General features: G+C 32.2%; 24 protein-coding genes. 9 read left to right on the top strand and 15 right to left on the bottom strand.

All coding sequences use genetic code 11. The annotated features are described in order from the left end of the window. Nucleotides 1-28: 28 nt before the first annotated feature. The gene (locus AC6EIZ_RS00460) at nt 29-2125 is read right to left on the bottom strand and encodes an ArnT family glycosyltransferase (protein ID WP_498511435.1); all 2097 of its coding nucleotides are present in this window, start codon (nt 2123-2125) and stop codon (nt 29-31) included. Nucleotides 2126-2133: 8 nt separating this feature from the next. Further along, on the bottom strand, nt 2134-2604 hold the full coding sequence (locus tag AC6EIZ_RS00455; protein ID WP_498511433.1) for a pentapeptide repeat-containing protein: 471 nt from the start codon (nt 2602-2604) through the stop codon (nt 2134-2136). Between the two features lie 313 nt (nt 2605-2917). Here AC6EIZ_RS00455 and AC6EIZ_RS00450 point away from each other — a divergent pair, with 313 nt between their 5' ends. After that, entirely contained in the window at nt 2918-4561 is a 1644-nt protein-coding gene (locus AC6EIZ_RS00450; RefSeq protein WP_498511432.1) for a GMC oxidoreductase, read from the top strand. Here the strand turns inward: AC6EIZ_RS00450 and AC6EIZ_RS00445 are convergent. After that, nucleotides 4551-4820 carry a DUF2811 domain-containing protein gene (locus AC6EIZ_RS00445; protein ID WP_498511430.1) on the bottom strand — a complete coding sequence of 90 codons (270 nt, stop codon included), beginning with the start codon at nt 4818-4820 and terminating at the stop codon, nt 4551-4553. The two genes, AC6EIZ_RS00450 and AC6EIZ_RS00445, sit on opposite strands and share 11 nt — an antisense overlap. 388 nt (nt 4821-5208) lie before the next feature. After that, complete coding sequence (locus AC6EIZ_RS00440) at nt 5209-6219, bottom strand: sirohydrochlorin chelatase (RefSeq protein ID WP_498513281.1); 1011 nt, start codon at nt 6217-6219, stop codon at nt 5209-5211. Between the two features lie 220 nt (nt 6220-6439). Here AC6EIZ_RS00440 and AC6EIZ_RS00435 point away from each other — a divergent pair, with 220 nt between their 5' ends. Then, nucleotides 6440-7576, top strand: coding sequence for an FAD-binding protein (locus AC6EIZ_RS00435; protein WP_498511428.1), 1137 nt, complete (start codon nt 6440-6442; stop codon nt 7574-7576). Nucleotides 7577-7624: 48 nt separating this feature from the next. Here AC6EIZ_RS00435 and AC6EIZ_RS00430 read toward each other — a convergent pair whose 3' ends face one another. From AC6EIZ_RS00430 to AC6EIZ_RS00410, 5 genes are read right to left on the bottom strand one after another with little or no spacing between them, the layout of a single operon-like run. Further along, the gene (locus AC6EIZ_RS00430; RefSeq protein WP_498511426.1) at nt 7625-8518 is read right to left on the bottom strand and encodes a homoserine O-succinyltransferase; all 894 of its coding nucleotides are present in this window, start codon (nt 8516-8518) and stop codon (nt 7625-7627) included. A gap of 22 nt (nt 8519-8540) precedes the next feature. After that, a complete protein-coding gene (locus tag AC6EIZ_RS00425; RefSeq protein WP_498511424.1) occupies nt 8541-9866 on the bottom strand; it encodes an O-acetylhomoserine aminocarboxypropyltransferase/cysteine synthase family protein in 1326 nt (441 codons plus the stop codon). A 49-nt stretch (nt 9867-9915) separates the two neighbouring features. Beyond that, nucleotides 9916-10614, bottom strand: a complete 699-nt coding sequence (locus AC6EIZ_RS00420; RefSeq protein WP_498511422.1) for a hypothetical protein — start codon at nt 10612-10614, stop codon at nt 9916-9918. Nucleotides 10615-10668: 54 nt separating this feature from the next. Then, nucleotides 10669-11841 (bottom strand): phosphotransferase, encoded by a 1173-nt coding sequence (locus AC6EIZ_RS00415; RefSeq protein WP_498511420.1) that lies wholly within the window; start codon nt 11839-11841, stop codon nt 10669-10671. 1 nt (nt 11842) lies between these two features. Further along, the gene (locus AC6EIZ_RS00410; protein ID WP_498511418.1) at nt 11843-13384 is read right to left on the bottom strand and encodes a DUF8648 domain-containing protein; all 1542 of its coding nucleotides are present in this window, start codon (nt 13382-13384) and stop codon (nt 11843-11845) included. Between the two features lie 169 nt (nt 13385-13553). Between AC6EIZ_RS00410 and stpA the strand changes: the two genes are divergently transcribed. Next, a complete protein-coding gene (stpA, locus tag AC6EIZ_RS00405; protein ID WP_498511416.1) occupies nt 13554-14747 on the top strand; it encodes a glucosylglycerol 3-phosphatase in 1194 nt (397 codons plus the stop codon). A gap of 89 nt (nt 14748-14836) precedes the next feature. After that, nucleotides 14837-15781, top strand: a complete 945-nt coding sequence (gene arsS / locus AC6EIZ_RS00400) for an arsenosugar biosynthesis radical SAM (seleno)protein ArsS (protein ID WP_498511414.1) — start codon at nt 14837-14839, stop codon at nt 15779-15781. A gap of 10 nt (nt 15782-15791) precedes the next feature. Here arsS and AC6EIZ_RS00395 read toward each other — a convergent pair whose 3' ends face one another. Next, complete coding sequence (locus AC6EIZ_RS00395) at nt 15792-16178, bottom strand: Fur family transcriptional regulator (protein ID WP_498511412.1); 387 nt, start codon at nt 16176-16178, stop codon at nt 15792-15794. A 214-nt stretch (nt 16179-16392) separates the two neighbouring features. Between AC6EIZ_RS00395 and AC6EIZ_RS00390 the strand changes: the two genes are divergently transcribed. Together AC6EIZ_RS00390 and AC6EIZ_RS00385 are read left to right on the top strand one after the other, a co-directional pair. After that, nucleotides 16393-16998 (top strand): isochorismatase family protein, encoded by a 606-nt coding sequence (locus AC6EIZ_RS00390; protein ID WP_498511410.1) that lies wholly within the window; start codon nt 16393-16395, stop codon nt 16996-16998. Nucleotides 16999-17062: 64 nt separating this feature from the next. Continuing rightward, a complete protein-coding gene (locus AC6EIZ_RS00385) occupies nt 17063-18079 on the top strand; it encodes a mechanosensitive ion channel family protein (protein WP_498511408.1) in 1017 nt (338 codons plus the stop codon). Nucleotides 18080-18086: 7 nt separating this feature from the next. Here the strand turns inward: AC6EIZ_RS00385 and AC6EIZ_RS00380 are convergent, their stop codons facing one another. Then, on the bottom strand, nt 18087-19109 hold the full coding sequence (locus AC6EIZ_RS00380; protein WP_498511406.1) for an SDR family NAD(P)-dependent oxidoreductase: 1023 nt from the start codon (nt 19107-19109) through the stop codon (nt 18087-18089). Between the two features lie 295 nt (nt 19110-19404). Between AC6EIZ_RS00380 and crtL the strand changes: the two genes are divergently transcribed. Then, nucleotides 19405-20691 (top strand): lycopene beta cyclase, encoded by a 1287-nt coding sequence (crtL, locus tag AC6EIZ_RS00375; RefSeq protein ID WP_498511404.1) that lies wholly within the window; start codon nt 19405-19407, stop codon nt 20689-20691. Beyond that, nucleotides 20688-21401 carry an SDR family NAD(P)-dependent oxidoreductase gene (locus AC6EIZ_RS00370; protein WP_498511403.1) on the top strand — a complete coding sequence of 238 codons (714 nt, stop codon included), beginning with the start codon at nt 20688-20690 and terminating at the stop codon, nt 21399-21401. The genes crtL and AC6EIZ_RS00370 overlap by 4 nt, the downstream gene beginning before the upstream one ends. Before the next feature lie 18 nt (nt 21402-21419). Here AC6EIZ_RS00370 and AC6EIZ_RS00365 read toward each other — a convergent pair whose 3' ends face one another. Together AC6EIZ_RS00365 and AC6EIZ_RS00360 are read right to left on the bottom strand one after the other, a co-directional pair. Further along, nucleotides 21420-21674 carry a hypothetical protein gene (locus AC6EIZ_RS00365; RefSeq protein ID WP_498511401.1) on the bottom strand — a complete coding sequence of 85 codons (255 nt, stop codon included), beginning with the start codon at nt 21672-21674 and terminating at the stop codon, nt 21420-21422. 103 nt (nt 21675-21777) lie between these two features. Further along, complete coding sequence (locus tag AC6EIZ_RS00360; RefSeq protein WP_498511399.1) at nt 21778-22338, bottom strand: GIY-YIG nuclease family protein; 561 nt, start codon at nt 22336-22338, stop codon at nt 21778-21780. Between the two features lie 187 nt (nt 22339-22525). Here AC6EIZ_RS00360 and AC6EIZ_RS00355 point away from each other — a divergent pair, with 187 nt between their 5' ends. Next, on the top strand, nt 22526-23194 hold the full coding sequence (locus AC6EIZ_RS00355) for a glutathione S-transferase (RefSeq protein ID WP_498511398.1): 669 nt from the start codon (nt 22526-22528) through the stop codon (nt 23192-23194). A gap of 9 nt (nt 23195-23203) precedes the next feature. Here AC6EIZ_RS00355 and AC6EIZ_RS00350 read toward each other — a convergent pair whose 3' ends face one another. Continuing rightward, nucleotides 23204-23461 carry a hypothetical protein gene (locus AC6EIZ_RS00350; RefSeq protein ID WP_413390142.1) on the bottom strand — a complete coding sequence of 86 codons (258 nt, stop codon included), beginning with the start codon at nt 23459-23461 and terminating at the stop codon, nt 23204-23206. A 71-nt stretch (nt 23462-23532) separates the two neighbouring features. Further along, nucleotides 23533-24936: a sodium/glutamate symporter gene (locus tag AC6EIZ_RS00345; protein WP_498511397.1), complete on the bottom strand. Its 1404-nt coding sequence runs from the start codon at nt 24934-24936 to the stop codon at nt 23533-23535. Nucleotides 24937-25224 lie beyond the last annotated feature (288 nt).

The raw sequence follows: 25224 nt of genomic DNA, 5'->3' as shown, positions 1-25224 counted from the left end.
TCGAGATTGAGATTCTTTTCATAATCTTCTACTTTTCTATTGCTTTTAAAGCTTCATCAATAATTTCAATCGCATTCGGAACACTATTTGAAGCAGACTTCAAGCGCCAAAAAGCTCCTCCAAAGAGTGCACTAGTATCACCCAAACTTTTTAGAAAGTAATTTGGATTTCTCTTATGAGCTCTATCTGCTATTAAGGATGCCTTCCAAGGGTTCCAAGATGCAAATGTAACGATAGCTCTATAAGCACTGGGCCATGGATTATTCGGCAACAAAATTTCTAAATTTCTTAGATAAATTTCTGCTTCTAAAGGTCTATTCGACAATATCTCCAGAAGCGATAGAGACCATAAAGATTCAACATTTTCTGGGTCTGAACTTATTTTGGATAATGCCTTATCTCTAACTATACTTTGATATTTGAAATGCCCATCAAGCATATGTTTTATTTCTATTTCATCAAAAATAAATTTAATGCCTACTGGACCTTGCTCCATTCCATTTGCTAGTTCCACAAATCTATTATGAAATTCATTTTGATTAAGCAAACCTGACTTTCGCTTCCACAAAGAATAGCTTCCTTCTTTTTCTCTAGGAAATTCTCGAACTTTTATGAAAAAGGAACTTTCTCTAACAGCTTTATCTAGAGCTATTGAATTACTTGAAACAGACCCTTGATCTCCCTCAGCCAAAACGAGCCAATTAGAATATTTAAGAACAGGTTCTATATGCAAAAGAGATTGCCCAAGTTGTCTACCTAGAATATTTCCACCTTCCATTCTCCCAAAATAACTTACATTATGCTGATTAACATCAGGAGTGCTGGGAACAACAATAATTGTCTCCTTTTCATCAAATGACTGATCCGATTTAACGATCGATATTATGTCTTTAACAGGATAATATCTACTTGAAATATTTTCCAAAGTGTTAAACTTACTAATAGAATTTGAAAATAAAAAGCTTACAGGAGGAATCAAAAATAAACCATAAAATTTGAATTTAAAATAAGTATCTAGCCAATCACTCCACTTAGAGAATCCAAGGGCTAACAGTAAGATAATTAACGGGATCGTACATGCAATATATCTTTCATCCTTATTTGGAATGAAAGTTGTAAAAGTCCAGCATGTTATTAAATTAAAATAAATCCATGTCCATTTATAATTATTTTTGTTGAAAATATCCACTAATCTTGATGAAGCTCTAGCAGATCTTACATAGGTTAAAAAGGAAAATATTATTCCAGAAAAGCCAAAGAAAAAAATTATACTTCCAAACTGATTATCTAAATACGGGAAGTACCATAAAATACTTTTCAAGCGCAAAACAGATGGATCACCTTCTATCACAGCCGATTCAAAAACAGCTCTGTAAGTACCACTTAATATCATTATCCAATTATGATAAAACCATGGGAAAACTGCTAAAAAATTAACAATAATCAAGCTTAAAAATTGTAATCGAAATGTTTTACCTCTTTTAAAAGAAAGAATAAAAGTGAATAACAAAGAAGGTATTATAACTAATAAAGAGCTCTGCTTAATCAATAGGGAAAAAGCACATCCAAAAGAAGCGATTATCAATTGAATCCATTTACCTCCTATTGATTTATCACTCCACCTTCCTAGATGAAACAAATAAAATGTAATAGAGGAGATCAAAGGTAATTCCAATACATAATCAGTTCTTAGATGAAATAAGAAAGGAGAAAACGCGGTAATAAGAACACAAAAAAATGAAAATTTTTCTCCTCTCAAATAAAGTCCCCATGACGCGATATTAAAGATCAAAAATCCATTCCAAACACTTAAGGACCAGGCAGCTTCGTGAGGGGCATCACCAACAAAGGCAATTAAGGATCCATTGATTATTGAGGCCAAAGGTGGAATCTTTGGGGATTTATCTAGTAAAGAACTAAAGTTTTTAACTCCATCTCCATCCAAAAAAGAAAGTGCGCGCGCGTGGTCAAGGGCACTATTCAGATAATCAGCTTGATCCCATGAAGGAGTATTACTATAAAAATTCCACCAAATCCGATCAACGAAGGTAGATATAATCCATATAAATAAAATTGAAATCCAAAAAATATATTTAGGATGATTAATATTTTTCTTAATAAGCATACTATTGTCTAACAATCTAATGTCTCACTTGTTTTTTTATTAGTAACACTGTTTACGCCATCTGCGACAATACATAGCTTATTTTTAACATCGTTCGCTATTAATACATCCGTAAAGTCGGCACCTTCAATAATAACGTTTTCAAATTTAGCATTATAGGCAAAAGCACCTTCTAATACGCTGTTTGAAAGGTCTGCACCGTTAAGTATGGCCGCATCCATTGTTACATCTCTCATATTTGTATTACTTAGGTTAGCGTTTTCAAGCTTTGCATCAAAAAAACTAGCTCCTTGAAGATCACTACCTGAGAAATCGGCGTCTTGGAGATCACTTAAATAGAAAGTCGCACCTTTCAAATCTGTGTTAGAGAAATCAGCGCCTATCAAGGTTTGTTTTCCATAGTCCAAGGCAGCAGAAGCTGGCAGAGAATAAAAGAAAAATAGAAACGAGCTTACAAAAAAGAGAAGACTTTTAAACATCACTTTCTAATAATTACCAATGATTATATTTTAATTCAAAAGGGGTTATCAATTAAATATTGAATTTAATATATATTAGAGCAAAAGAAACTACTACTATAATCTCTCAAAAATCATAAAAAATAAATCTATTAATCTTAATAATTAAATAAAAATTATTTCATACTAAAGCTTTACTTGAAAAAATAAAAATAGATAAATTAATCAAATTTCCTAACCAACTAATAGATAAGCCTATGATTTAATATATATTTAAAATACCAAAGAAATAATTCTCTAGTTCATCCTAATTTAAAATATACAATTCCTACAAATGATGAACAAGCCATATGAAGTCATAATTATCGGTTCTGGTGCAACAGGAGGAATGGCTGCTCTCACAATGGCAAAGGCAGGCGTAAGAACATTAGTAATTGAAAGAGGTCCTAAACTAGAAATCGAGCAGGCCAATGGAACAGAGCCTTGCAATATGATTCGGAGACTTATAGGAGTAACAACTGGAGATTATCAAAATCAACCTCAACATCCAGGTTTCTGGAAATCAAATCCCTTACTCTACGCAAACAAAAAAGCAAATCCTTACACACACCCACCAAAAGCTCCTTTCATGTGGACTCAAGGAAATCAAGTTGGTGGAAGGAGTCTTACATGGGGAGGAATAACCTTAAGATTAGCCGAAGAAGATTTTGAAGCTTCAAAAGATAAAGAATATAACCTTGAATGGCCCATTAATTATAAAGATCTTGAGTCACATTATTCAGATATAGAGAGTTTTCTAAATATATATGGCAACAAAGACGACCTCAATAAACTTCCTAATGGTGAATATATTGGCAAACTTCCATTCACAGAAAGTGAAACAAGATTCGCCTCCAATATCAAAGAAAAATTAAATCTTCCCTTTATACATTCTAGAGGCTTTGGGGCAAATAAAGATAAAGCAAAATGGCCAAGATATAGCAGTTTAGGCAGCACATTAAAAGAAGCTACCAGATTAGGTAAAGTAGAAATACTTTCAGATCATATTGTAGAGAAATTAGTATTAAATAAGGATAGAAAATCTGCGAAAAGTCTTGTTATAGTAAATCAAAAGAATGGAGAGAGAAGTGAATTAGAAAGCAAATTAATAATATTATGTTCATCAACAATCCAAACAATTAGAATTCTATTAAGTTCCGAAGAAAGCAATAATTCAAATGGTCTAATTGATCCCTCCCACTCATTGGGAAAGAACTTAATGGATCATATATCAACCTGTAGGTTTTTTACTTTCCCAATAGATAAGAATCTTACCGATTATCAAAGTGAAAATAATAATCATCTTTTAACAGGAGCTGGCAGCTTCTTTATCCCAATCGGCAGAAACCGATCTACTAAAAATAATTTCGTCGGAGGATATGGAATATGGGGAGGAATCGATAGATTCGAACCACCTGATTTTTTAAAAAAATATAAAGATACTAAAACAGGATTCCTTATCGGGCACGGAGAAGTACTCCCCAATGAAAAAAATAATGTTTCCCTCTCAGGGAAAACAGATCAATTTGATATTTCTATCCCACACATATCAATAGTTTGGCGTGAAAACGAAAAACGAATGGTGACAGAAATGAACAGAATGATTGAACTGATTATCAATTCTGGAAATGGAAATATTATTCCAGCGAGTGAAATCCTAAATATTCCATTTACTAAACAAATTTTAAATAAATCAGTTGCGACTAAAAACGATGCTCCACCACCTGGTTATTACATTCATGAAGTAGGAGGAGCGCCAATGGGAAATAATAAGGAAAAAAGCGTTTTAGACAAATGGAATCGTCTATGGGAATGCAGCAACGTCTTGGTGGTTGATGGGGCTTGTTGGCCAACTTCATCTTGGCAAAGCCCAACCCTAACAATGATGGCAATAACTAAAAGAGCCTGCGAAAAGGCGATTATTGACTTTAAAGCTTAAAAATATCATTTAGATATTTCTCAGTAACCGCCCTATCATCAGAGCCATTTTGAAAAAGAAAATTTGCGATAGCAGAGCTAATAAGCTTTGATTGATCCCAATTATTGTTTCCACTTATAAAATCCTTCATACCAACATATAGAGCCTCAGGCACCTCAGCTTCAAGACTTATAGACATTAGGTCTAAATCATTTTCACAACATTTAGCATCATCACTTCCCATTTCATCAATACGAGTCTCAATTTGATTAAACTTCATTTCCTTTTTTTAAAAGTTTTAAATTTATGAGATAAGGATCTTAAATTTTCAATGAAACGTCAAAGATAAAGAAAAGCTTTACCAAAAATCTGAGACAAGAATAGACTCACCTCATATCATGATTCCTCGAGGAGAATCTACAAATAAAGTATGTTTATCCACCTAAAATGTCTAAGTGTAAATTACTATTAAAATATCTACCGAATCCCACAAGTCCTTCGCTAAACCTAGAGTTTTAGTTTTCTATAGTGGAAAACTGCTCGCTAGTTGTGGAAATCGCCTGGGGAAAAGAGCCGAAACTAAACATTAAAAAAATGTATAATTAACGAGTCCCTTGCGACCCAAGCAAGAAAGAGACATATGATTCTTTAATTTAAACCTATTTTTTTTAGATTTGGCTTTTATTTAAAGAGCGAAGCGTGACAGGTCCTAAAGGATGTTCTGCATGTGGATAAGGGAAATGTTCATGTAAGTGCTGATGCACTTTGTTTCCTGGGGAAATATCTAGACATCCTTCTACATGATCATGGTGACTGATCTGCTCATATCCAACCTCACTTTCAAAGCCCAATAAATTAGAGCGATATTTACATAAAGCACAATTCATAAAATTCTCTCCATTAAAAACCTCTTGAATTCTCTCCATAAAAGTATCAATCACTAACTCTTGGTCTGATAAATAAGTTGCATTTAAAAATTGCACTTCAGGATTATCATTTGCTACTTTTATCGCATGATCTCTAACGCGACTTACTAAAACACCAGAAAAAAGAAAATAAGGTAATAAGATTAATCTTTTAAAACCTAATCTAAGAGCATGTCTTAAGCCAGGCTCAACAAGAGGGAATGTTACTCCTGAAAAAACGGTTTCACCCCATCCAAAGCCAAATCCCTCAACGAGCATCCTTGTAATCTTACAAACATTTGAATTAGCATCTGGATCTGATGAACCCCTCCCCGCTACGACAAGTAATGTTTCAGAAATAGGAAATTTTGGATTAAGATCAATTATTTCTTGGATCCTTGCACCTGCTGCTCCAATCATCAAAGAATTTAGGCCAAGCTCTCTACCAAATTGAATTGGAAGTTCATTTTCAGCAGAGTATTTATTCAAAACCGCAGGAATATCATTTTTAGTATGTCCGGCAGCAAATAACATAGCGGGTAAAGCAATTACCCTCTCCACTCCCATATTTCTAAGTTGATCTAAGGCCTCACTGATTATTGGTCGGTTAAATTCTAAGAAGCCGAATGCAACTGGAATATTAGGTATTCTGGATTTTATTTTATTGACTACATTAATAAACTCCTCTACTGCTTGGCGATCTCTACTCCCGTGCCCGCACAAAATAATTCCAATATTAGATGGATATTTATGATTGATTGATGCCAAAGAAATTAAACCTCTTTTAACCAATAATCTACTTTAATAGAATAAAGTTTTATAAAATATCAACTTAAGAAATTCATTATAGAAAAAGGAGCAGATTATCAAAAATTCAATATCACTACAAAATCAAAATTCCAATGATAGTAATTTCCTTGGAGTTTTTGAAACTGTCAACTCAGGATTTCTCCAAGCACTAAAATCATCCGAACCGATTTCCAAACCATTTTTAGTGTCGAGTGGAGGAACTACAAGCAGATCCGCCGCAGATAAACATTGGATTTTAGACCTAAGAAAAAACTACCAAAACATATCTTTTGATTTAGAAAAAAAGCTTGTAGAAATTGAGGCTGGAGTAACGATGGGAGAGTTATCCTCTTTCTTAAAAAAACATAAAAGAAGCTTCCCAATTGGTTTATCGGGAAAAACAGGAATGGGGTATATATTGACAGGTGGAATAAGCCCACTTAGTAGAAGCAGAGGATTAGCAATAGATCAAATCATGGAGATTAAAGGTTTCTGGGGAAATGGAAAAGAATTTCATTTATTACGACCGAATACAAACAAAGAATCAACTGTTGAATGGAAAGCCCTTTGTGGAGCAGCTATATTTCTTGGCATAATCACAAAAGTAAAGCTAAAGACTCAGCCATTAAGACCATTATTAAGTTGGAAAGCAAATCTTTCGTTTTCTCAGCTATCTGAATGTATTAATCAGGCCGAAAGTTGGCCTAACTCACTTAGCTTTCAATGGATATATGGAGAAGATATCTTTGCTCATGCAATTGGTGAAATTAAAAACACCAATGATGAACTCATCTTGATTGATTTATTAGAAAGACTACCATTCTTGAGAAATAGAGTCATTAATAAATTTTCCGATATGAACTCTTTACCAAGCTTAAGTTTAGGAAATAATAAAAATAATAATTCAAACCATTCTGAAGTTCTTGGTTTACTTGGTCCTGCTTGGCAAGAGAATAATCCAAAAGTATTAAAAATCCTCAAAGAATTAATTAATAAAAGACCTCACAAAAGTTGCTATATAGCTTCTCAACAACTAGGAGGTTTAACACATTTAAATGATCTTGATACTTCATTTATACATCGTGATGCGATCTGGAAACCTTGGATTAATGGGGCTTGGGAAGCCTACGATAAATTAGAGAGAACAAGATCCCTTGAATGGATGAAAGAGTGCTGGAATAATCTAGAATTTATATGCCCTGGTGTCCATCTTGCGCAAATACATCCACATTTGGAATGGCATAAAAAAGAATTATCGTCAGCATTCAAAGATTGGCTTCCAAAATTAAAAGCAATTAAAACCATTCATGATCCAAGAAATGTAATGCCCCCTCTTGAATAGTCAATAGATTTTACTCAAAAAATGTAAGTCCTTATAAATCTAAGAAAGTTAAACACTAAGGCTTACGCGTTGATAACAGAACCACAACCATTGTTGAAATAATAAGTTTCTATGTGATCGCCATGAAGTATTTGATTTAGTTAAATCAAAATTTTCTGGAGGAGGTACGTCGCCTCTTTTCTTATCTCTTTCCATCTCAGACTTCAATCGATCAACATTATATTCAGGATGTCCTAAATGCATTAATTGCCTTTGATCAGGTGTTTCAAAAATTGTATAACCTACCTTTTCCCCATGGGCTAATAATCTTAGCTTGCCTTTTCTTTCAGCTTTTTCCATTTCAATATCAGGTAAACCAGCATGCCTACTCTGGGGGCAGAAGAACTCATCATCTTGGGTTCCCATTAAAGAATGACCAGGCACAAGACTCCTCATTGGATATACACCAAAAAGTTTTTTATTAAAAATTTTTTTCTCAACTCCTGCCATATATGCCATTGCAAAACCAGCCCAACATAATCCCAAGGTACTTGCACATTTTAATTTTGCTTCCTCAATTAGATTTACTAATTCTTTCCAATAATTAACTTCTTCAAACGTAAGATGCTCCACAGGCGCCCCAGTAATAATCAACCCATCTAAAGGAGTTGGAGACATTGCTTCCTCCCAGTGAACATATAAGTTTTTCAGATGTTCTAAATCCCATGTTCTATATGAATGAGATTTTAATCTTATCCATATAGGTTCTATTTGTAGGGGAGAGAGTCCTAACGGGTGTAATAGATTAAATTCATATTGTTTTCCCAAAGGCATAATATTTAATATCCCAATCCTCAGAGGTCTTATATCCTGTCTTTCTGCTAATTCAGGCTCAATCCACGAGATATGATTTTTTTCAATTGATGAAATTTTATGATAACTACGAGGAAGTATTAAAGCCATATCTAAACATTTCTTTGGAAAATTAAATTAAATTTAGGGCCTGCTCAAAATCCTCTAAAATATCATCAATATGTTCTATCCCAACAGACACTCTTACCATAGTCGGAGTAACGCCTGCAGACAACTGTTCTTCGGGAGATAATTGTTGATGAGTTGTTGAAGCAGGATGAATTACTAATGTTTTTGCATCACCTACATTAGCTAGATGACTCGAAAGTTTCAAAGAGTTTATAAACTTTACAGCATCATCAAAGCCACCTTTCAGAGAGAAAATCAACATGGAACCTTTTCCTCTATTAGTCATATAAGAAGAAGCTCTTGAATGGTAATTATCCGATGGTAATCCTGGATAACTAACATTATTAACTTTTGAGTGATCGTTTAACCACTTAGCCAATGAAAGAGCATTAGAGCAATGTCTTTCTATTCTTAAACTTAAAGTTTCTAATCCTTGAAGTAATAAAAATGAATTAAATGGACTGATTGCAGGGCCCCAATCTCGTAACCCCTCTAGCCTAGCTCTTAAAGCAAAAGCAATATTTCGATCTGCAGGGACTCCAAGCATTCCACAAATATCACTCCCAAACCCAAAAGCATCCCAATGAACTAAGCCATGATAAGCAGCGCTTGGTTGACTCATTAAAGGATATTTTCCATTTCCCCAATCAAAAGTTCCTGCATCAACAATCACTCCTCCAAGACTAGTTCCATGACCTCCTATCCATTTCGTAGCACTTTGAACAACTACATCTGCTCCATGTTCAATTGGACGAATTAAAGCGCCAGCAGCACCAAGAGTGTTATCAACAATTAAAGGGATATTTTTCGATTTAGCTAATTTCGATAGTCCCTCAAAATCAGGGATATTAAATCTAGGATTCCCCATGGACTCAACATAAATTGCTTTTGTAGATGAATCAATTTGTTCTTCAAAGCTTTCTGCATCATCACCATCAGCAAACTTGACATTAATTCCTAAGCGTGGAAATTGAACTTTAAATTGGTTGTAGCTCCCGCCATACAAAAACGATGTTGAGACAAAACTATCTCCTGCAGTAAGGAAGTTTGTAATCGCAATGAATTGTGCAGACTGTCCTGATGCTGTAGCTAAAGCAGCGACTCCTCCCTCAAGTGCTGCAATTCTTTTTTCAAAAACATCCGTTGTAGGATTCATCAAGCGAGTATAAATATTTCCAAATTCCTTCAAACCAAATAAGTTGGCTCCATGATCTACATCGTTAAAAACATATGAACTTGTCTGATAAATAGGAACCGCCCGAGAGTTGGTAGCAGGGTCTGGTACTTGACCTGCATGCAATTGAAGAGTTTCAAAACGTTGGGAAGTCAATTAATTAATTATCTCTATTTTCTTTTTAGCCACATAATTTAAAAATTGGCTACTTAATTATCCAATCATTAGGAGGTAAAGATTTATCTGACTCAGCTAGTGAAGGTAAATTGTCTTTTATAAATGATAAAAGCTTTTCATTAACTTTTTTACGAAATTCCATAACGTTTGCTTTATCAATAATTTGATAGTCTTGATTTCTTTCATATTCACCATCTCTCAGAGATCTCCAACTAGAGTTTTCACCACTTGATTTGGCAATAGCCAAAGCTGCTTGGAAATCAAATTGCTTTGTAATAACTGATCCTTTGTAGATTTCCAAAGCTGTTTTGACTAAATCCTCTCTTATTGGGCCAATCAATTTAGCTTTAATCGTATCCGGTAAACCTAGGACTGGTTCAAAATAATCAATTATACGAAGTTCTTCCTCTAGAAAAATAGGCCAAACACCTCTCATGCCATTGTCTAGATTTGCATTTAACTCAAAATCATTCATTTGATCAAGAAAGAATTGAATCCAGCAGTAATATGATTTTTCTTTGAGAGGTTTTTTAACTGAAACTTTATTTTTAGAAATTTCAGGCAATAAAGATTCCGCTTTCCTTAAAAATAACCTATCTTCTCTCTCTAGATTTATGGAGCCCCACCTTTGCCTGTAATCCCATAATTCAATATATTTGTACAAATCTTCCTGACTCCATCCCAATTGTCTAAGCTCCTCGGCCCTATGGGTTAATTCCTTTGCCACAAGAAAAAATAAATATCAAATTTACTTTAGTGACAAGTTGGGTTATTTGAAACCCTAAACAAGATTTTGTACATCTGAGACAAAAGGGGGATTTGATGAAATCCCAATTTTTTGAAGTGACTTTGACAAAGTAGGAATTTGAGTAACGAAACTAGAAAGCAATCGATATTGGACCTCTGCTCTATATAAATTGTGAGTGTGATATTTTATTTTGAAGTACTTATTTGACTGCAAAAAATCATTCAGGAATCTGATAGTTAACTCAACTATTATCATATAAATAAATTCTGGAAGTAATCCAAAACAATAATCACCCTTTTGATTGGGTAATGAGAAATAGCCTTTGAGGAAATAATTACAACAGTTAATATCAAAGTATACATTCTCTATATTATCTGGATCCTCGCCAGCAATATTACTAATTGAACGTATACAATCGGCCAAATCAGTAAGCAAATAACCAGAAGATACAGTATCTAAATCAATCAATGAAACAACATATTTGTATTTAAGATCAAACAGAAAATTGCTTAACTTCGGATCACCATGTATAACACTATGGTCTATTGTTTCCCCTCTTATATAACTTAATATGAATTCAACAATTCCGATATGATCTGACAAACTAGTAATTAATTTTTGAACCCTCTTATTAACATTATAATCTAAATTCTTAAAATTATAATGTTTAAGACTCATATTAAATTGGTCTATATAATAGCTAGTATTATGAAAGTCTTTAATATTATTCACTAATTTTTTAAAATCCAGATCTGAGCAAACTAAATGAAATTTACCAAGTCCAATACCTATTTGATAAGCCATTAATTTATCTTCTAAAGTATCAACGCTAAAAGTATCCTCTATATACAACATGGCTCGCCAAAAATCGGTGTCATAAGGAAAAACAAAAAGGTTATTTGAGTTACATCTAATTAAACTTGGAATTCCCCATCTATACTTATCCAAATAGAGGAAATTTTTTTTTATTTTTTTTTGAATATGATCTGTTATCAATATATGATTCATATTAACTATCTCATGAGATTCAAATATCTTGCTAATAGACTGTAAGATAAATTTAGACTTTTTTCCTTTATTTAAATGTTCAATTATATACGTTTTGTTTATAAGACCAGAATCTATGGAATCTATATTCAAAACTTTACTATTATAAAAAAAATTATTTGTAATAAAATTAATTTTTTCAAAATCTACAGAATTCATACTACTTTTTAGATGCTATTAAATAGGTTTCTATATGATCAATAACTTTATTATAAATTTGTTTATCTTCAGATTTTGTTGGATTATCAAATTCAATCTCATTTGAATCAAAAAATAACCCATTTTCATCTATTAAAGAATTTGTTACAAAATCAATAGAAGTCTTTAAATGAAAATTATTGAGCGCATCAGATATTTTCTTATTCTGGAATTTTCTAACAGATTCTTGACAATAATTAGCTAACTCACGACTAATTGTCATAACATTATAAATATCATTTTTCATCTCTTCAGGTGACATTATACACATATATAAAAGATTTATCATTGAAGCATTATTCATGGGTATTGAATATTTACTCAAAATATATGGCCAGTAATTTAAAGAATTTATTCCTTCTAAAGCTCCACGTTTAAGACCAGACTTTTCGCACCATTCTATAAACTCATCCACACCTTTTGGGCATCTTTTATATTCAATCATCTTCTCAGCGAGGACTTCCCCAGCTTGAAAATTCCTGGTGGGCTTACCACTTACAGGTAACATCATGCTTCCTCTCACGTCAGCAACCATGGCCGTCAATTGACTAAAAGTATGATCTCTAACCTGAACGAAGTCTCCATCCTTTAGCAAGGACGCCTCTATACGTTGGACGCTATATCCAAGTTCAGTAATAGGGAAGGGTTGTTTTGTATATAAATCCTCCCTATCTGATCGACTCATTGAGACATAAGCAGCCTGATCTAGGCATTGATCTAATAATAAAGTCAATAAAGTTGGCAATAAACCAGGATTATTCTTATGAAAAGTATGACCGAAACCAGCTAGAATTGAAGAAATATTTTTAGCAGCTTTAATATATTGACCTTCAACGTTATGTATACCTGCGGCAACTTGAATATTTGGTGAGATTTTATTTAATAGTTTTGCACCTAATATTGCATTCATAGCATCTGGATGACAAAAATTAGCAGTAAAGCTATCTAATGGATTTCTAAGTGCTCCATGTCGATGAAACCCTGAAAAGAAAGCTAGATTATTAAATTTTTCACACAGAACGAAAGATTCATTTGAATTGAAATCATGGCAAAATGACCCAACTAAACATGCAATTAAAACATTTTCACGGCCAAGTTCTTTTCTGAGTTTTAATGCTGAATTAATATCATTTATTATATGTTTACTATTTGAACTCAAGACAACTAATTCACAGTTACTTATTAAATCCTGAAGAGTATTATATCTTCCTGATTTATCATGATTTGAAATTGCCATAGCTTCAATTTTATTTTTGATACCTTTATCCATTTCAGAAAGTTCAATATCAGAAAAGGCTCCAAAAAGTTTTCTACCGTTTCTTGGGGCTAACAGAATATTCAATCCTCCATTTTGCAACGCACAGTTATAGGCAAGAGAGGCAGGATATAATCCAACACTGTAAAATCCTACTTTTCCATTCAAAACCTCTCTAATTCTTATTGCTACAGTCTCACTTGAATAAGGCTCGGTAAAGAAGCTATTACTTAAATTCTTTTCAAGCACAGTTTATTTGCATTAAATTGCATTATATACAATAAGAAGAAACTTTAAAAAATGGATTTTATAATACTGAATATATATCTATATACTTATTTGAGGATAAGATCTATAAAGAAAGTGTAAATTCAATTGAATTAGAGTAAAGTAATATTTAAAGGCTTCTTTTATGAATATGTTTAGGACGAAAGAAGAAGTTATAAATACTATAATAAATGAAGAAAATATTTTAATAGTTCAGGATCTTGACGGGGTATGTATTCCACTAGTTCAAGACCCTCTTAAAAGAGAGATAAACAAAGACTATATTAAGGACGTTTCAAGGTTAAAAGAGAAATTCGCAGTTTTAACCTGCGGGGAGCACGAAGGAAGAAGAGGAGTTAATCGTTTAGTTGAAAATGCACTTAATTCAAAAACAAAAGCAAAAGAAAATGGGTTTTACTTACCTGGTCTCGCAGCCTGCGGAGTCGAATTTCAAGATAGATTTAGTAATCTATCCCATCCAGGTCTCACAGATAATGAGATTAATTTTCTTGCAAACGTTCCCAAGAAGATGCGCTCAATATTAACTAATGAATTAAAAGAAGTCTTACCAAATCTATCAAATGAATTAAGAAATAATTTAGTTGATGTAGCTGTATGTGACACACGATTTACACCCACTTTAAACTTTAATGAAATCTTTAGCTACGTAAAAAATGATTTAAAGAAAGTAAAGAGTTTACAATTGATAATGGAAAAAATAATGAATGTTTTACTAACAGATTCTAAAAAATTTGGCTTAGGTAACTCTTTTCATCTGCATTTAATGCCAAATCTAGGATTAAGAGATGGCAGAGAAATAATGAAATATGCAACTCAAAATGATTTCGGGACAACAGATATTCAATTTATTATCAAAGGAGCAATAAAAGAAGCAGGTCTTTTATTGCTATTAAATAAATTCATATCAAACAAAACTGGCATTTATCCTTTCGGTGAAAACTTCAATGTAAGGAATGCTCCAAGGACAATTAACAAATTAATAGAGCTATGCAAAGATAAAATTCCTAGTGATCAAATGCCACTGCTAATAGGTGTTGGGGATACAGTAACCTCGGTTAAAGATAGTAAAGATAATTCCTGGCTAAGAGGCGGAAGTGATAGAGGGTTCTTAACATTGATCCAAAAGCTGGGAGAATCATACAAGAAAAAGAATCAAGTTGTATTTGTTAACAGCTGTAATGCTCAGGTATTGAGGCCAAGAGTGAATGGAACTGACATGAATGGCATTAGCGATCCAAATGATGATTTAAAATTCAATATGATTATTAATGCTGGTCCAGAAGAATATATAGAGTGGTTTAAACAATTAGCTAGTAACTTTTAGATTATTAATAAAAAATTTTATAAAATATTCTCACTTAAAAAAATATTTTTACTATAATTACATATGATGATATTTATATATAGATCTCAATGGAGATAAATAAAACAAAATTCCCAAAAATCAAAAGGAACCATCTTGATACTTTACAAATAAATATAGGTTACAAATGTAATCAAGCCTGTAGTCATTGTCACGTTAATTCTAGTCCAAGTAGAACAGAAATGATGAGCGATGATATTATAAAACTTATACCTAAAGTTATAAAGGCTAACAATATTAAGCTTCTAGATATTACCGGAGGAGCACCAGAGCTTCATCCTAAGTTTAAACAATTAGTGAAGGATGTACGTAGTCTTAATGTTGAAGTCATGGACAGATGTAATTTAACGATACTTACAGAGCCAGGTTATGAACATTTAGCGGGTTTTTTAGCATCAAATAAAGTACAAATAACAGCATCCCTTCCTTGTTATCTCGAGGGCAATGTAGATAAACAAAGAGGTAAGGGTGTTTTTGAAAAAAGTATATTAGCTCTTAAACAGCTCAACTCTTATGGCTACGGTATAAAAAATAAAGATTTAATTTTGAATTTAGTTTATAATCCAAGTGGTCCGCAGCTTCCACCATCACAAAAAGAATTAGAAGATATTTATAGACGAGAGCTAAAAGAGAGGTATGGTATTCTTTTCTCTAATCTATTTGTTTTAGCTAATATGCCAATAAATAGATATGAAAACTATTTAAAGATAATTGGAAAATTAAAAGAGTATAATAAATTACTTAAGGATAACCATAATCCTGGAAATCTTAACTCAGTAATGTGTAGAACAACTCTAAGTGTTGATTGGAAAGGTTATCTATATGACTGTGATTTTAACCAACAACTTGGAATGAAGACTAATGGTGACATTAAGCATTTGTATGATCTATTGATTCCTTTCATTTCTTTAAAGAATAATCCTATTTCAATAGGGAATCATTGTTTTGGTTGTACTGCTGGAGCTGGTTCTAGTTGTGGTGGAGAATTAACTTAAAAAGCAAGTTTTATTTATTAAGACACATCGGACATAATGCTCTTACGTTTAAAGATGATTCCAATAATTTAAATCCGAAAGTTTTAGCGGCTGATTTACCAGCATTAATAACATCATTATTTTCAAACTCTTCTGTTCTACCGCAGCGAATACAAATCAAATGATGATGATCTGGATGATCATGGCTAAGTAGTTCAAACCTATTTCCTCCCTCACTTAAATCAAGCTCATTAAGGAAGGTCATCTTCACCAAAAGCCTTAGAGTTCTATAAATAGTCGCAAGAGAAACCTTCTCTCCAGAAATTGTCAATTTGGAATGAACCTCCTCAGCACTGAGATGGATTCCAGAGCCAATCTCTTCAAACAAAGAAAGAACCTTTTTCCTTTGAGGGGTCATTCTTTTACCATCTGAACGAAGGCCAGTTTCAAAAGGAGAAGAATGGGTACGATAGGAAGAGGGAGAGACCAATATGAGCTATATTTTCTCAATAGTTTAGCGTAATGAGAACAGACTGCAACAAGAGGGTAGGCTACTTAGGGTGTTTTCGATAGAAATGATGTCTAAGTAATTTAGATGATTTATATTCAAATAAATAAAATGAAATTTTAAAATGGATCAATTTCTAAACAAACAATCAATTGCAATCAATATAAATAATAATAAAACATTAGTAGAAGATGAGACTTTACTACTAATAGTAGATGTGCAACAAAAACTTATAAAAAATATTAAAGACAAACAACTATTAATATTTAATATTAGAAAGCTTATTGCTACTTGTAATTTGCTTAATGTTCGTATCGCTGTTACGGAACAAAATCCACTAAAGCTTGGTAAGACTCTAGATTCAGTTTTAGACAATAATGAATATCCTAAATTTGAAAAAATGGAATTTAGTTGCAGTAAGAATAAGAACTTTATAAATTATATAAGTGAATATAACTTTAAAAATATAATAGTTTGTGGAATAGAGAGTCACATATGTATCCTTCAGACATCGATTGATCTTTTACAAAAAGGGTTAAATATACTAATACCAAGGGATGCTATCGGGAGTAGGAATGAAATAGACAATGATACAGCTTTTTTAAGGCTTATATTATCTGGAGCAATTGCATCCACAACCGAAAGTCTTATATGTGAATTATGTAAGACCTCTAGTAGAAAAGAATTTAGAGAGGTTAGTAAAATTCTAAAAAATTCATTTTCAAATTAAATAATAAAAAATATCTAGACAAATCATTTTTATCAGGCAACCTAAAGAAAAGTAATTTAGCATCATGAATGATTTTTATAAAAATATAATTATTTCATTATTTACTTTCAGCATAGGTTGCATAATTTCCCTTATAAGTCCAAAAATCCTAAAAAAAATTTTAAGGAGAATAACATCCGCAACACAAAGCAAAACAGATGACTACATAGCTACTCTTTTGATTGAGACTATTAAGCCTTTAGGTTTTATTTTAAGTTTCATAGTCGCATGGAAAGTTTTACTAATTGGTGGAATTGTAGATAAGACATTAATTGGTATTAGTAAATTTCTATGCCTTATTTATATAGTCCGATTTGTAAATAGAGTATTTTTGAAAATAATACAAAGATGGGCAAATAAAATAAATGATCAATCTATAAGCGAAATGATTCGTTCACTTAGTCCAATGGTTGGAGCATCTGTTTGGAGTCTAGGAGTAATTTTCTATCTTCAAAACATGGGTGTCCAAATGGCAGCTATTTGGGCTCTATTAAGTGCAGGAGGAATAGGGGCTGGACTCGCCTTAAAGGAACCCGTTCAAGAGTTCTTCGAATACATAACGATCCTCCTTGATAAACCATTTCAAAGTGGACAGTTTATTCATATTGATGGAATATGGGCAAAAGTTGAGAGCGTAGGAGTTAGATCCACTCGCTTGAGAAGTATAAATGGAGAGGCAATAGTAATGAGCAATAGCAGACTGACAAATGGAGTAATTTCAAATTATGCAGAGATGAAAAAAAGAAGACTGGTTCATAAATTGGGTGTGGTCTATGAAACCACGTATGAACAAACAAAAAACATCCCCTTGATGATCAAAAATATCGTTGATAAAACTGAAAATGCCATCTTCGACCGATGTCATTTTATTGAATTCGCAAATAGTAGCCTTGATTTTGAACTTGTCTATTACATTCCAACAAGTGATTATCTTCAAGCAATGTCAGCCCAACAAGAAATTAATCTAGAAATCATGAAGAAATTCCAAAATGAAAATATTAGTTTCGCATACCCAACCCAAACAATTCATGTAAATAAATAAGAGATATTCAGCTAATTACCTTATCTATTAAAATCTTAGATAACTCCCATATATTATCAGATAAATCTTCTTTCTTAGCATCGTTACTAATATCTACTTCTTCAAAAATAAATTTACCTGATGAAACAATTTTATTACTATAATAATTGAAACCAGGTTTGTTATATTTACATAAACAAGCTAAACTACTTAAAAGTAAACCTGCTGTTTTATTTGTTGTGGTTATCCTTAAAACATCTCTTGCTAGAAAAGCGAATAATATTTGTCCTAATTGATTATATTTTCTACTATACCTAAAAAACCCTTGGTTATCTCTAGAGATAACCAAGCCTGGAGCCCATGCAATAACGGGAATTGATAAGTTTTTTCGCATCAAATCACTACTTAACTTTTTCGCAAAAAGAATATTACATAACTTACTATCTTTATATGCCTTATCAGCATTAAATTCATTTCCATCAATCATCTCAAATCCTGGACCAGATTCTAATCCTTTTAAGTTTCCTAAGCTCGCTTTAGCTCCTACTTTTCCACCACCACTTTTAGGATTATGCACTTCTGAAGAAGTAATGATTATTTTTGGATTATTACTTGTATCTATCAAAGGTAAAATCTTTTGTGTCAGGTAAAAATGTGCTAAATGATTGACCGCAAAGGTCAATTCAATTCCCTGAGTTGACCATCTAGGTGTTTTTGATCCTGTATATTGCAGACCAGCATTCAAAATTAAAACATCAATATTCAACTTTCTCTTTATAAATTCAGAGCATAAAGAGTCAATACTCTTCAAATCAGAAAGATCCATTATTGGGGTATAAATCGTCCCTCTCTTAGATAATTTTAATGAAGATTGATTAATTAATTTAGTCAATACTTCATTCGCTCTAAATATATTTTTACAAGGTAATATTATATTATGACCAAGCGAAATAAACTCTAAAACAGCTTGATATCCAATACCTGATGAACCACCTGTTATAAAAATAGTTAAAGATTTATTTTTTTTTGAAAGATTAAATTTTTCTATCATAAAATTTTTATTTTAATCTTAAATGATTTTGGAATTAAATTAAATGTTTATTACTTCAATTTTCAATAAAAAGTCTTCATTCATACTTAAAAATAAAATAAAATCATTAGTTGATAAAAAACATTAATACAATTCATTGTGAATGCCATCACGAGCTATTGTTGATTCTATAGACATAGGTGTTTAAAGTGGTAATCCTGGGAGGCAGTCAAATAAAAGAATTTTATCGTAAGAAATTAAATCCTAATTTTCGATTCGAAGTAAGCGGACAAGGTAATCTTCTGCAAGGTAAACCATGAGTACTAGTGCATTAAAAGATGCTCTAGTACTTGGTTCAGGCCCAGGCGCTTTATCAATAGCGGCAGCATTAGCAAATGAAAACCTAAATGTTGAAATCTTGTCCGAGCAATCTCCAGAGGAGCCTTGGCCCTTCACCTATGGAATTTGGGGTGAAGAGGTTGACGAGCTTGGCCTGAGTCATTTACTTGAACATAGATGGATAAATACCATTAGTTATTTTGGTGAGGGAGACAAGGATCCAAATTCTAAAAAGAATAAAGCTACTAAACACAATAGAGATTATGGACTTTTTGATAAAAATAAATTGCAAGCTTATTGGTTAGCTCAATGCAATAAAGCTGAAATAGAATGGCATAAAGGATCGGCAATCAACTTAGAAACTAATCAATTAACCAGTACAGTTCAAACTTCTACAGGGAAAGAGCTAAATGCTCGATTGGTAATTGACGCAACTGGTTACAAACCTGTTTTTATTAAAGCTCCAAACCAAGGTCCAGTAGCCGTACAAACTTGTTATGGGATAGTAGGGAAGTTCAACTTACCCCCAGTAGAGAAAGGACAATTTGTTCTGATGGATTATCGCTGCGATCACTTAAATCCAGAGGAAAGAAAAGAAGCACCAACATTTCTTTATGCTATGGATATGGGTGATGGAAAGTTTTTCTTAGAAGAAACATCCTTAGGTCTATTTCCTCCAGTCTCACTTGATGAGTTAAAAAGAAGACTGGAAAAAAGATTAGAGACTCGAGGTTTAAAAATAAAAAGTCTTGAACATGAAGAGCATGGATCATATCTGCCAATGAACATGCCTATCCCTGACTTAACACAACCGGTACTTGGCTTCGGCGGTTCTGCTGGAATGGTTCATCCTGCATCGGGATACATGGTTGGCAGCCTTTTAAGAAGAGCTCCTAAAGTTGCCCAAGCTCTTTCATTGGCAATGAAAGACCCAAAAGCGTCCTCAGCTTCACTAGCAAAGAAAGGTTGGCAAGTCTTATGGCCATCAGAACTGAGAAGAAAACAAGCTATTTATAAATTTGGATTAGAAAAATTGATGAGATTCGAAGAGAATTTACTAAGAGGATTCTTTGTAGAATTTTTTAGTTTACCTAATAAACAGTGGTATGGATTCCTTACAAATACACTTAGCCTTAAGGAATTAATATCCGCAATGTGGAAAATGTTTAGGAAATCACCCTGGGCTATCAAACAAGGATTAATGAACATGCATGGTAGAGAGTTAAATTTATTATTTAAAGCAATAATAGTTAAAAATAAATGAGAAAAATTCTTATAAGTGGAGCAAGTAGAGGAATAGGTAAAGCTATAGCATTAAAATTACTTAAAAAAGGTCATTACTTAAGTTTAGGAGTAAGAAAAAAAGATGATTTATTAAATACTCCTCTAGATCCAAAATCAAATGATTCAGAAAGGGTTTTGATAAATCGATATGACGCAAATGATCAGAATTCATCAAAACTTTGGGTAGAAAAAACAATCAAAACTTTTAAAAATATTGATACTATTATTCATTGTGCTGGAATTTTTAAAAGAACAAATTTAATATTTAATGAAAATGAAATGCAAGATATAGAAAATCTATGGAAAGTTAATGTGATGGGCCCATGGATATTAACAAAAGACGCCTGGAATTATTTATCACTAAGTGATTCAGCTCGAATTGTTGTTTTGGTATCTATGAGTGGAAAACGATCAAAAGGTAATTTAGCTAGCTATTCAATGAGTAAATTTGCTTTAATGAGCTTGTGCCAAACCATGAGAAATGAAGGATGGGAAAAAGGAATTAGAGTTACAGCTATTTGCCCAGGCTGGGTAAATACAGATATGGCAAAGGAAATAAATCATTTTCCAAAAGAAGATATGACACAGACAAATGATATTGCAAATATTTGTTCAAATTTACTTGATTTACCAAACAGTTCTGTTCCTTTTGAAATTGCACTCAACTGCCAACTTGAAACAATAATGTAGAAAAAGGCTTATATTTTTTCAAACAGGATTGGTGGTTTTTTTAAATGTATTCAAGACTCCAAGAATTACCTTACGGATATACTTATGAAAATAATTCCTATAAAAACTTCCTATAGCTTTACCTACTGAATACGTTCTCTGTATAAGACCAACTATAAAATTAAAAAGCCACAAAACAAGCAAAACAGTAATGGCTAAAGAAGCGATTGAATAAACCTTATTAAGCTGTTCTTGTATTGGCTCTAAGAACTGAAGATAATCAGCAATGTTCATACTATTAGGAATAGTAGCTATTAATTAACTTTATAGCTATATTTTTATACTTAAGCAATAAATTATAAATTATATATATATATATATAAAATGATAATTTAGATCAAGGAGACGTTGAAAAGCTGGAAAAAGTATATAGAACATATGCAAATGAAATCATGCAAATAGCGATCAAAAAACCTTTTAATCTATTAGAGACTGTCGAGAAAAGTGACAAATCATCAGTATCGTATCCTCCGAAACTACCAAGAATTGTAAGCGACCACATTGGAAGAGAAGCAAATACTATTGAAAGGAAAAAACTAAATATAAACATCTTATTAATAAGGAAGGAAATCATAAAAGTTAAAGTTGCAAATAATAAAGAACCATTCAACCCAATTGTCAACTCTTCATTTAAGCTTTTTGGTAAACTACTTTTTCCTTCTAAATGTTTTTTACAGTTATTAACCTCTGATTCAGATAAACGAAAATAGTTAGTATCTGGTATTCGTTTTTTCTTATAAAGCCTTAGTAATCTTACCTCAAAAGATTTAGGATCATTAGTTTTGAAAGAAGAAATTATTTCACCTGGTTTCATTTTACTAGCCTCACTTTTTAAATTAGTGGTGCACCCGATCTTATATAAATCACTGTTTTTCATTAAATAAACAAATCCTGGCATAATTTAATTTTTTTGAGAAATGAAAAGTTTAGAATATCAAAATAATGGATTATATTTTTATAGTAAAATATAATGAACAAAGAAAATTTTAAATAGAATATACTTATTAGGTATATTCTATTTAAAATTTTAGGATTGACTAATCATATCTAGGTATAGATTCTAAAATGATTTTAACAGGAAACTTATGAAGCACAATATTCTATATAGCTTTAGACGGTGTCCTTACGCGATTAGAGCTAGATGGGCTCTATTAAATACAAATCAAGTAGTGGAGTTAAGAGAGGTCGACCTGAAAAATAAACCTATTGAATTAATTCATATTTCCAAGAAAGCTACTGTACCTGTATTAAAGACAAGCTTAAATCAAGTAATTGATGAAAGTTTAGACATAATGATATGGAGTATTGAAAGATCAAATATGCATTCATTGTTTGGTAATGATAATGATAAATCCCAAGAAATACTTAGTCTTATAGAATCAAATGATAATAGATTTAAATATCATTTGGATCGATTTAAATATGCATCTAGATTCGAAATAGACAAATCAGAAGATCATCGAGATGCTTGTATGAAAATACTTTTATCTTTAAATAATAGATTAAAAGAATTCTCATGCAAAGGGAAACCACAATTTCTTATCGACAAAAAAGAGACCTTAGCTGATTGGGCTATTTGGCCGTTTGTTAGGCAATTTAGAATAGCGGATATTAAAAAGTTTGATCAAAACAATGAAATCAAATTTGTAAGAAGTTGGTTAAATTATTTTTTTACTCATAAAAATTATTCAATAGTTATGAAAAAAAATGAACCTTGGAATAAGAAAAATGAGCCCCTATTTTTTGGACAATAAATTAGAAAATCATTCTGAGGCCCTTCTTTTATCAATAATTCTTGATAACTCTAAAAAATAGCCTGCTGTACAGAATTTACCTAAATTTCTATCTCTATTTCCTATGTCACTCCTAAACTCTGCTGTTTCAGCCATAACCAAATCCAACTGATCCTGAGGCAACTCATAGAGTTCTCTTAATTCAACCTCTTTCCCAAGAAGATGACTTTTAAACCATTTTTCTTTTAATTCTTGAGGAGGAATATCTTTGTAAATTTGTCGATTCATATAAAGGAGTCCGATGATTTATTAAAACAAATATTTCTATAAATTAAAACTTTTCTTAAGTTTATTCATTTTCATACTGACGCTTTAGTGTATTTTGACTGCAAAGATATTGCGATCGCGCATAAAAACAAAGAGATTAATCCACAAAATTCAGTCCAGCCTTTAAGTCCAAAATTACTAATAAATAAAGGAGCTATTACAGTAATTAGGCCTCCAGAGAGAAGTGGTTGAAGAAATAATTGCTTAATAGAAAACACAGGTAAGGTATTAGTAGCATTTCTAGGATCAGCCAATCTCAACAGCAATAATCCACTAGCAGCAACACCCGTTGAATTCCCAAACTCTGCTATTGCTCTTTCAAACCACTCTTCTCTAAAAAATAATCTAGAAAAGACCAACATACCTGCAAGATTCCAAATCAATCCACCAATGGCTAAAATAGCTATGGGTATCCAGTAGTTAACCAATAAAGGTAAATTCAATCCCGCCATTGCGGTAATTATAAGTAAATCTGTTGAAAGTATTCCAATCTCACGTTGAAATAGGGATGAAACTAATTTTGTATTTCCAGTTTTTTCTAATGAAAATCTTATAAAAAATGATCCCAATAAAGCCAATGGAAATACAGGGAAAGCTAATATCACCTGCTTACTTACATCACCCAAATATGTAGAAAAGAGTCTTAAACAAGATAGTAAAAATATACCAACTAATACAGCCAAACCTGCTAAGGCAAAATTATATAAAAGCACCTTAAATTGTTCAATTGGTTTAAATTCCGAGTCAAAATCATTTAAATCATTTAAATCATTTAAATCATTTTTGATATCTTTTTCAGCAGGTACAAGCCATCCAAAAAACCTACCTAGAACAACTAAACCGCTCCCTAACAGAGTAGAAGCTAGTAACCCTACTGTTGCCATTGCAAACCCTAGGTCTAATCCTTCAGGAAAGCCTAACTTCATAAAACTTTCTCCCATTATTGCCGCAGCTCCATGTCCTCCTTCAAAACCAACTTCGATAATGCATCCCATTAATGGATCTACTCCTAAATTAGGAAGCAAAAATGACAACACAATTATCCCACCAACAACATATTGACCAAAACCTAATAAAAGTCCTAACAATGCCTGCGAGGCGACTGGTTTCCATAAGACACTAATTCTTGGAATAGGTCTCCCTAGCATTAAGGTCGCAAAGACTAAAGTAAGCAATGGAGTTGGTAATTGCACCCAAGTATTCAGAACCCTTTCCGGTAATAAGGCAAAAGGACCATAAGGACCTATTAAAAAACCTAATGCTCCAACTAAAAGGGCTATTGGGATACCAAATCTTTCCAACTTCATTGCAGAATCCAATCTTCTCCCGAGGGTTAGAAGAATTCCTATAATTCCAAGCAATCCTAAAGAAAGTACTAATGTTGGGATTGCATTATTTTTATATAGGCCATCTAAACCTAAAAACAACAGACTCATCTATTAACAAGCTTACGGAAGAAACTGAGAATTCCTAAAAAATAATATCCCATCTGAATATTTAACATCAAAAGTTAAATTGATTCTTATCATATCTCAATCAAGTTATTTATTTATTCTAATACTCAGTAAAAATCTGACCAATATATAATTAAAGATTAGATAAATAAAGATTTTAAAAAATATTGAACTAATAAGAAATCTTATTTATTCTAATTCTTATTAATTAGCTATTGATAAATACAACCCAATAAAAAAGCCCCATACAATTGGGGCTTTTTTAGGGTT

This window comes from Prochlorococcus sp. G4PB16 (assembly GCF_059772465.1).
This window is presented reverse-complemented; position numbering and strand designations above follow the sequence as displayed.

Excerpts from the sequence above, each read along its gene's own strand:
- AC6EIZ_RS00460 (WP_498511435.1), bottom strand. The coding sequence starts at position 2,125 with ATGCTTATTAAGAAAAATATTAATCATCCTAAATATATTTTTTGGATT.
- AC6EIZ_RS00455 (WP_498511433.1), bottom strand. The coding sequence starts at position 2,604 with ATGTTTAAAAGTCTTCTCTTTTTTGTAAGCTCGTTTCTATTTTTCTTT.
- AC6EIZ_RS00450 (WP_498511432.1), top strand. The coding sequence starts at position 2,918 with ATGATGAACAAGCCATATGAAGTCATAATTATCGGTTCTGGTGCAACA.
- AC6EIZ_RS00445 (WP_498511430.1), bottom strand. The coding sequence starts at position 4,820 with ATGAAGTTTAATCAAATTGAGACTCGTATTGATGAAATGGGAAGTGAT.
- AC6EIZ_RS00430 (WP_498511426.1), bottom strand. The coding sequence starts at position 8,518 with ATGGCTTTAATACTTCCTCGTAGTTATCATAAAATTTCATCAATTGAA.
- AC6EIZ_RS00415 (WP_498511420.1), bottom strand. The coding sequence starts at position 11,841 with ATGAATTCTGTAGATTTTGAAAAAATTAATTTTATTACAAATAATTTT.
- stpA (WP_498511416.1), top strand. The coding sequence starts at position 13,554 with ATGTTTAGGACGAAAGAAGAAGTTATAAATACTATAATAAATGAAGAA.
- arsS (WP_498511414.1), top strand. The coding sequence starts at position 14,837 with ATGGAGATAAATAAAACAAAATTCCCAAAAATCAAAAGGAACCATCTT.
- AC6EIZ_RS00395 (WP_498511412.1), bottom strand. The coding sequence starts at position 16,178 with ATGACCCCTCAAAGGAAAAAGGTTCTTTCTTTGTTTGAAGAGATTGGC.
- AC6EIZ_RS00390 (WP_498511410.1), top strand. The coding sequence starts at position 16,393 with ATGGATCAATTTCTAAACAAACAATCAATTGCAATCAATATAAATAAT.
- AC6EIZ_RS00385 (WP_498511408.1), top strand. The coding sequence starts at position 17,063 with ATGAATGATTTTTATAAAAATATAATTATTTCATTATTTACTTTCAGC.
- AC6EIZ_RS00380 (WP_498511406.1), bottom strand. The coding sequence starts at position 19,109 with ATGATAGAAAAATTTAATCTTTCAAAAAAAAATAAATCTTTAACTATT.
- crtL (WP_498511404.1), top strand. The coding sequence starts at position 19,405 with ATGAGTACTAGTGCATTAAAAGATGCTCTAGTACTTGGTTCAGGCCCA.
- AC6EIZ_RS00370 (WP_498511403.1), top strand. The coding sequence starts at position 20,688 with ATGAGAAAAATTCTTATAAGTGGAGCAAGTAGAGGAATAGGTAAAGCT.
- AC6EIZ_RS00365 (WP_498511401.1), bottom strand. The coding sequence starts at position 21,674 with ATGAACATTGCTGATTATCTTCAGTTCTTAGAGCCAATACAAGAACAG.
- AC6EIZ_RS00360 (WP_498511399.1), bottom strand. The coding sequence starts at position 22,338 with ATGCCAGGATTTGTTTATTTAATGAAAAACAGTGATTTATATAAGATC.
- AC6EIZ_RS00355 (WP_498511398.1), top strand. The coding sequence starts at position 22,526 with ATGAAGCACAATATTCTATATAGCTTTAGACGGTGTCCTTACGCGATT.
- AC6EIZ_RS00350 (WP_413390142.1), bottom strand. The coding sequence starts at position 23,461 with ATGAATCGACAAATTTACAAAGATATTCCTCCTCAAGAATTAAAAGAA.
- AC6EIZ_RS00345 (WP_498511397.1), bottom strand. The coding sequence starts at position 24,936 with ATGAGTCTGTTGTTTTTAGGTTTAGATGGCCTATATAAAAATAATGCA.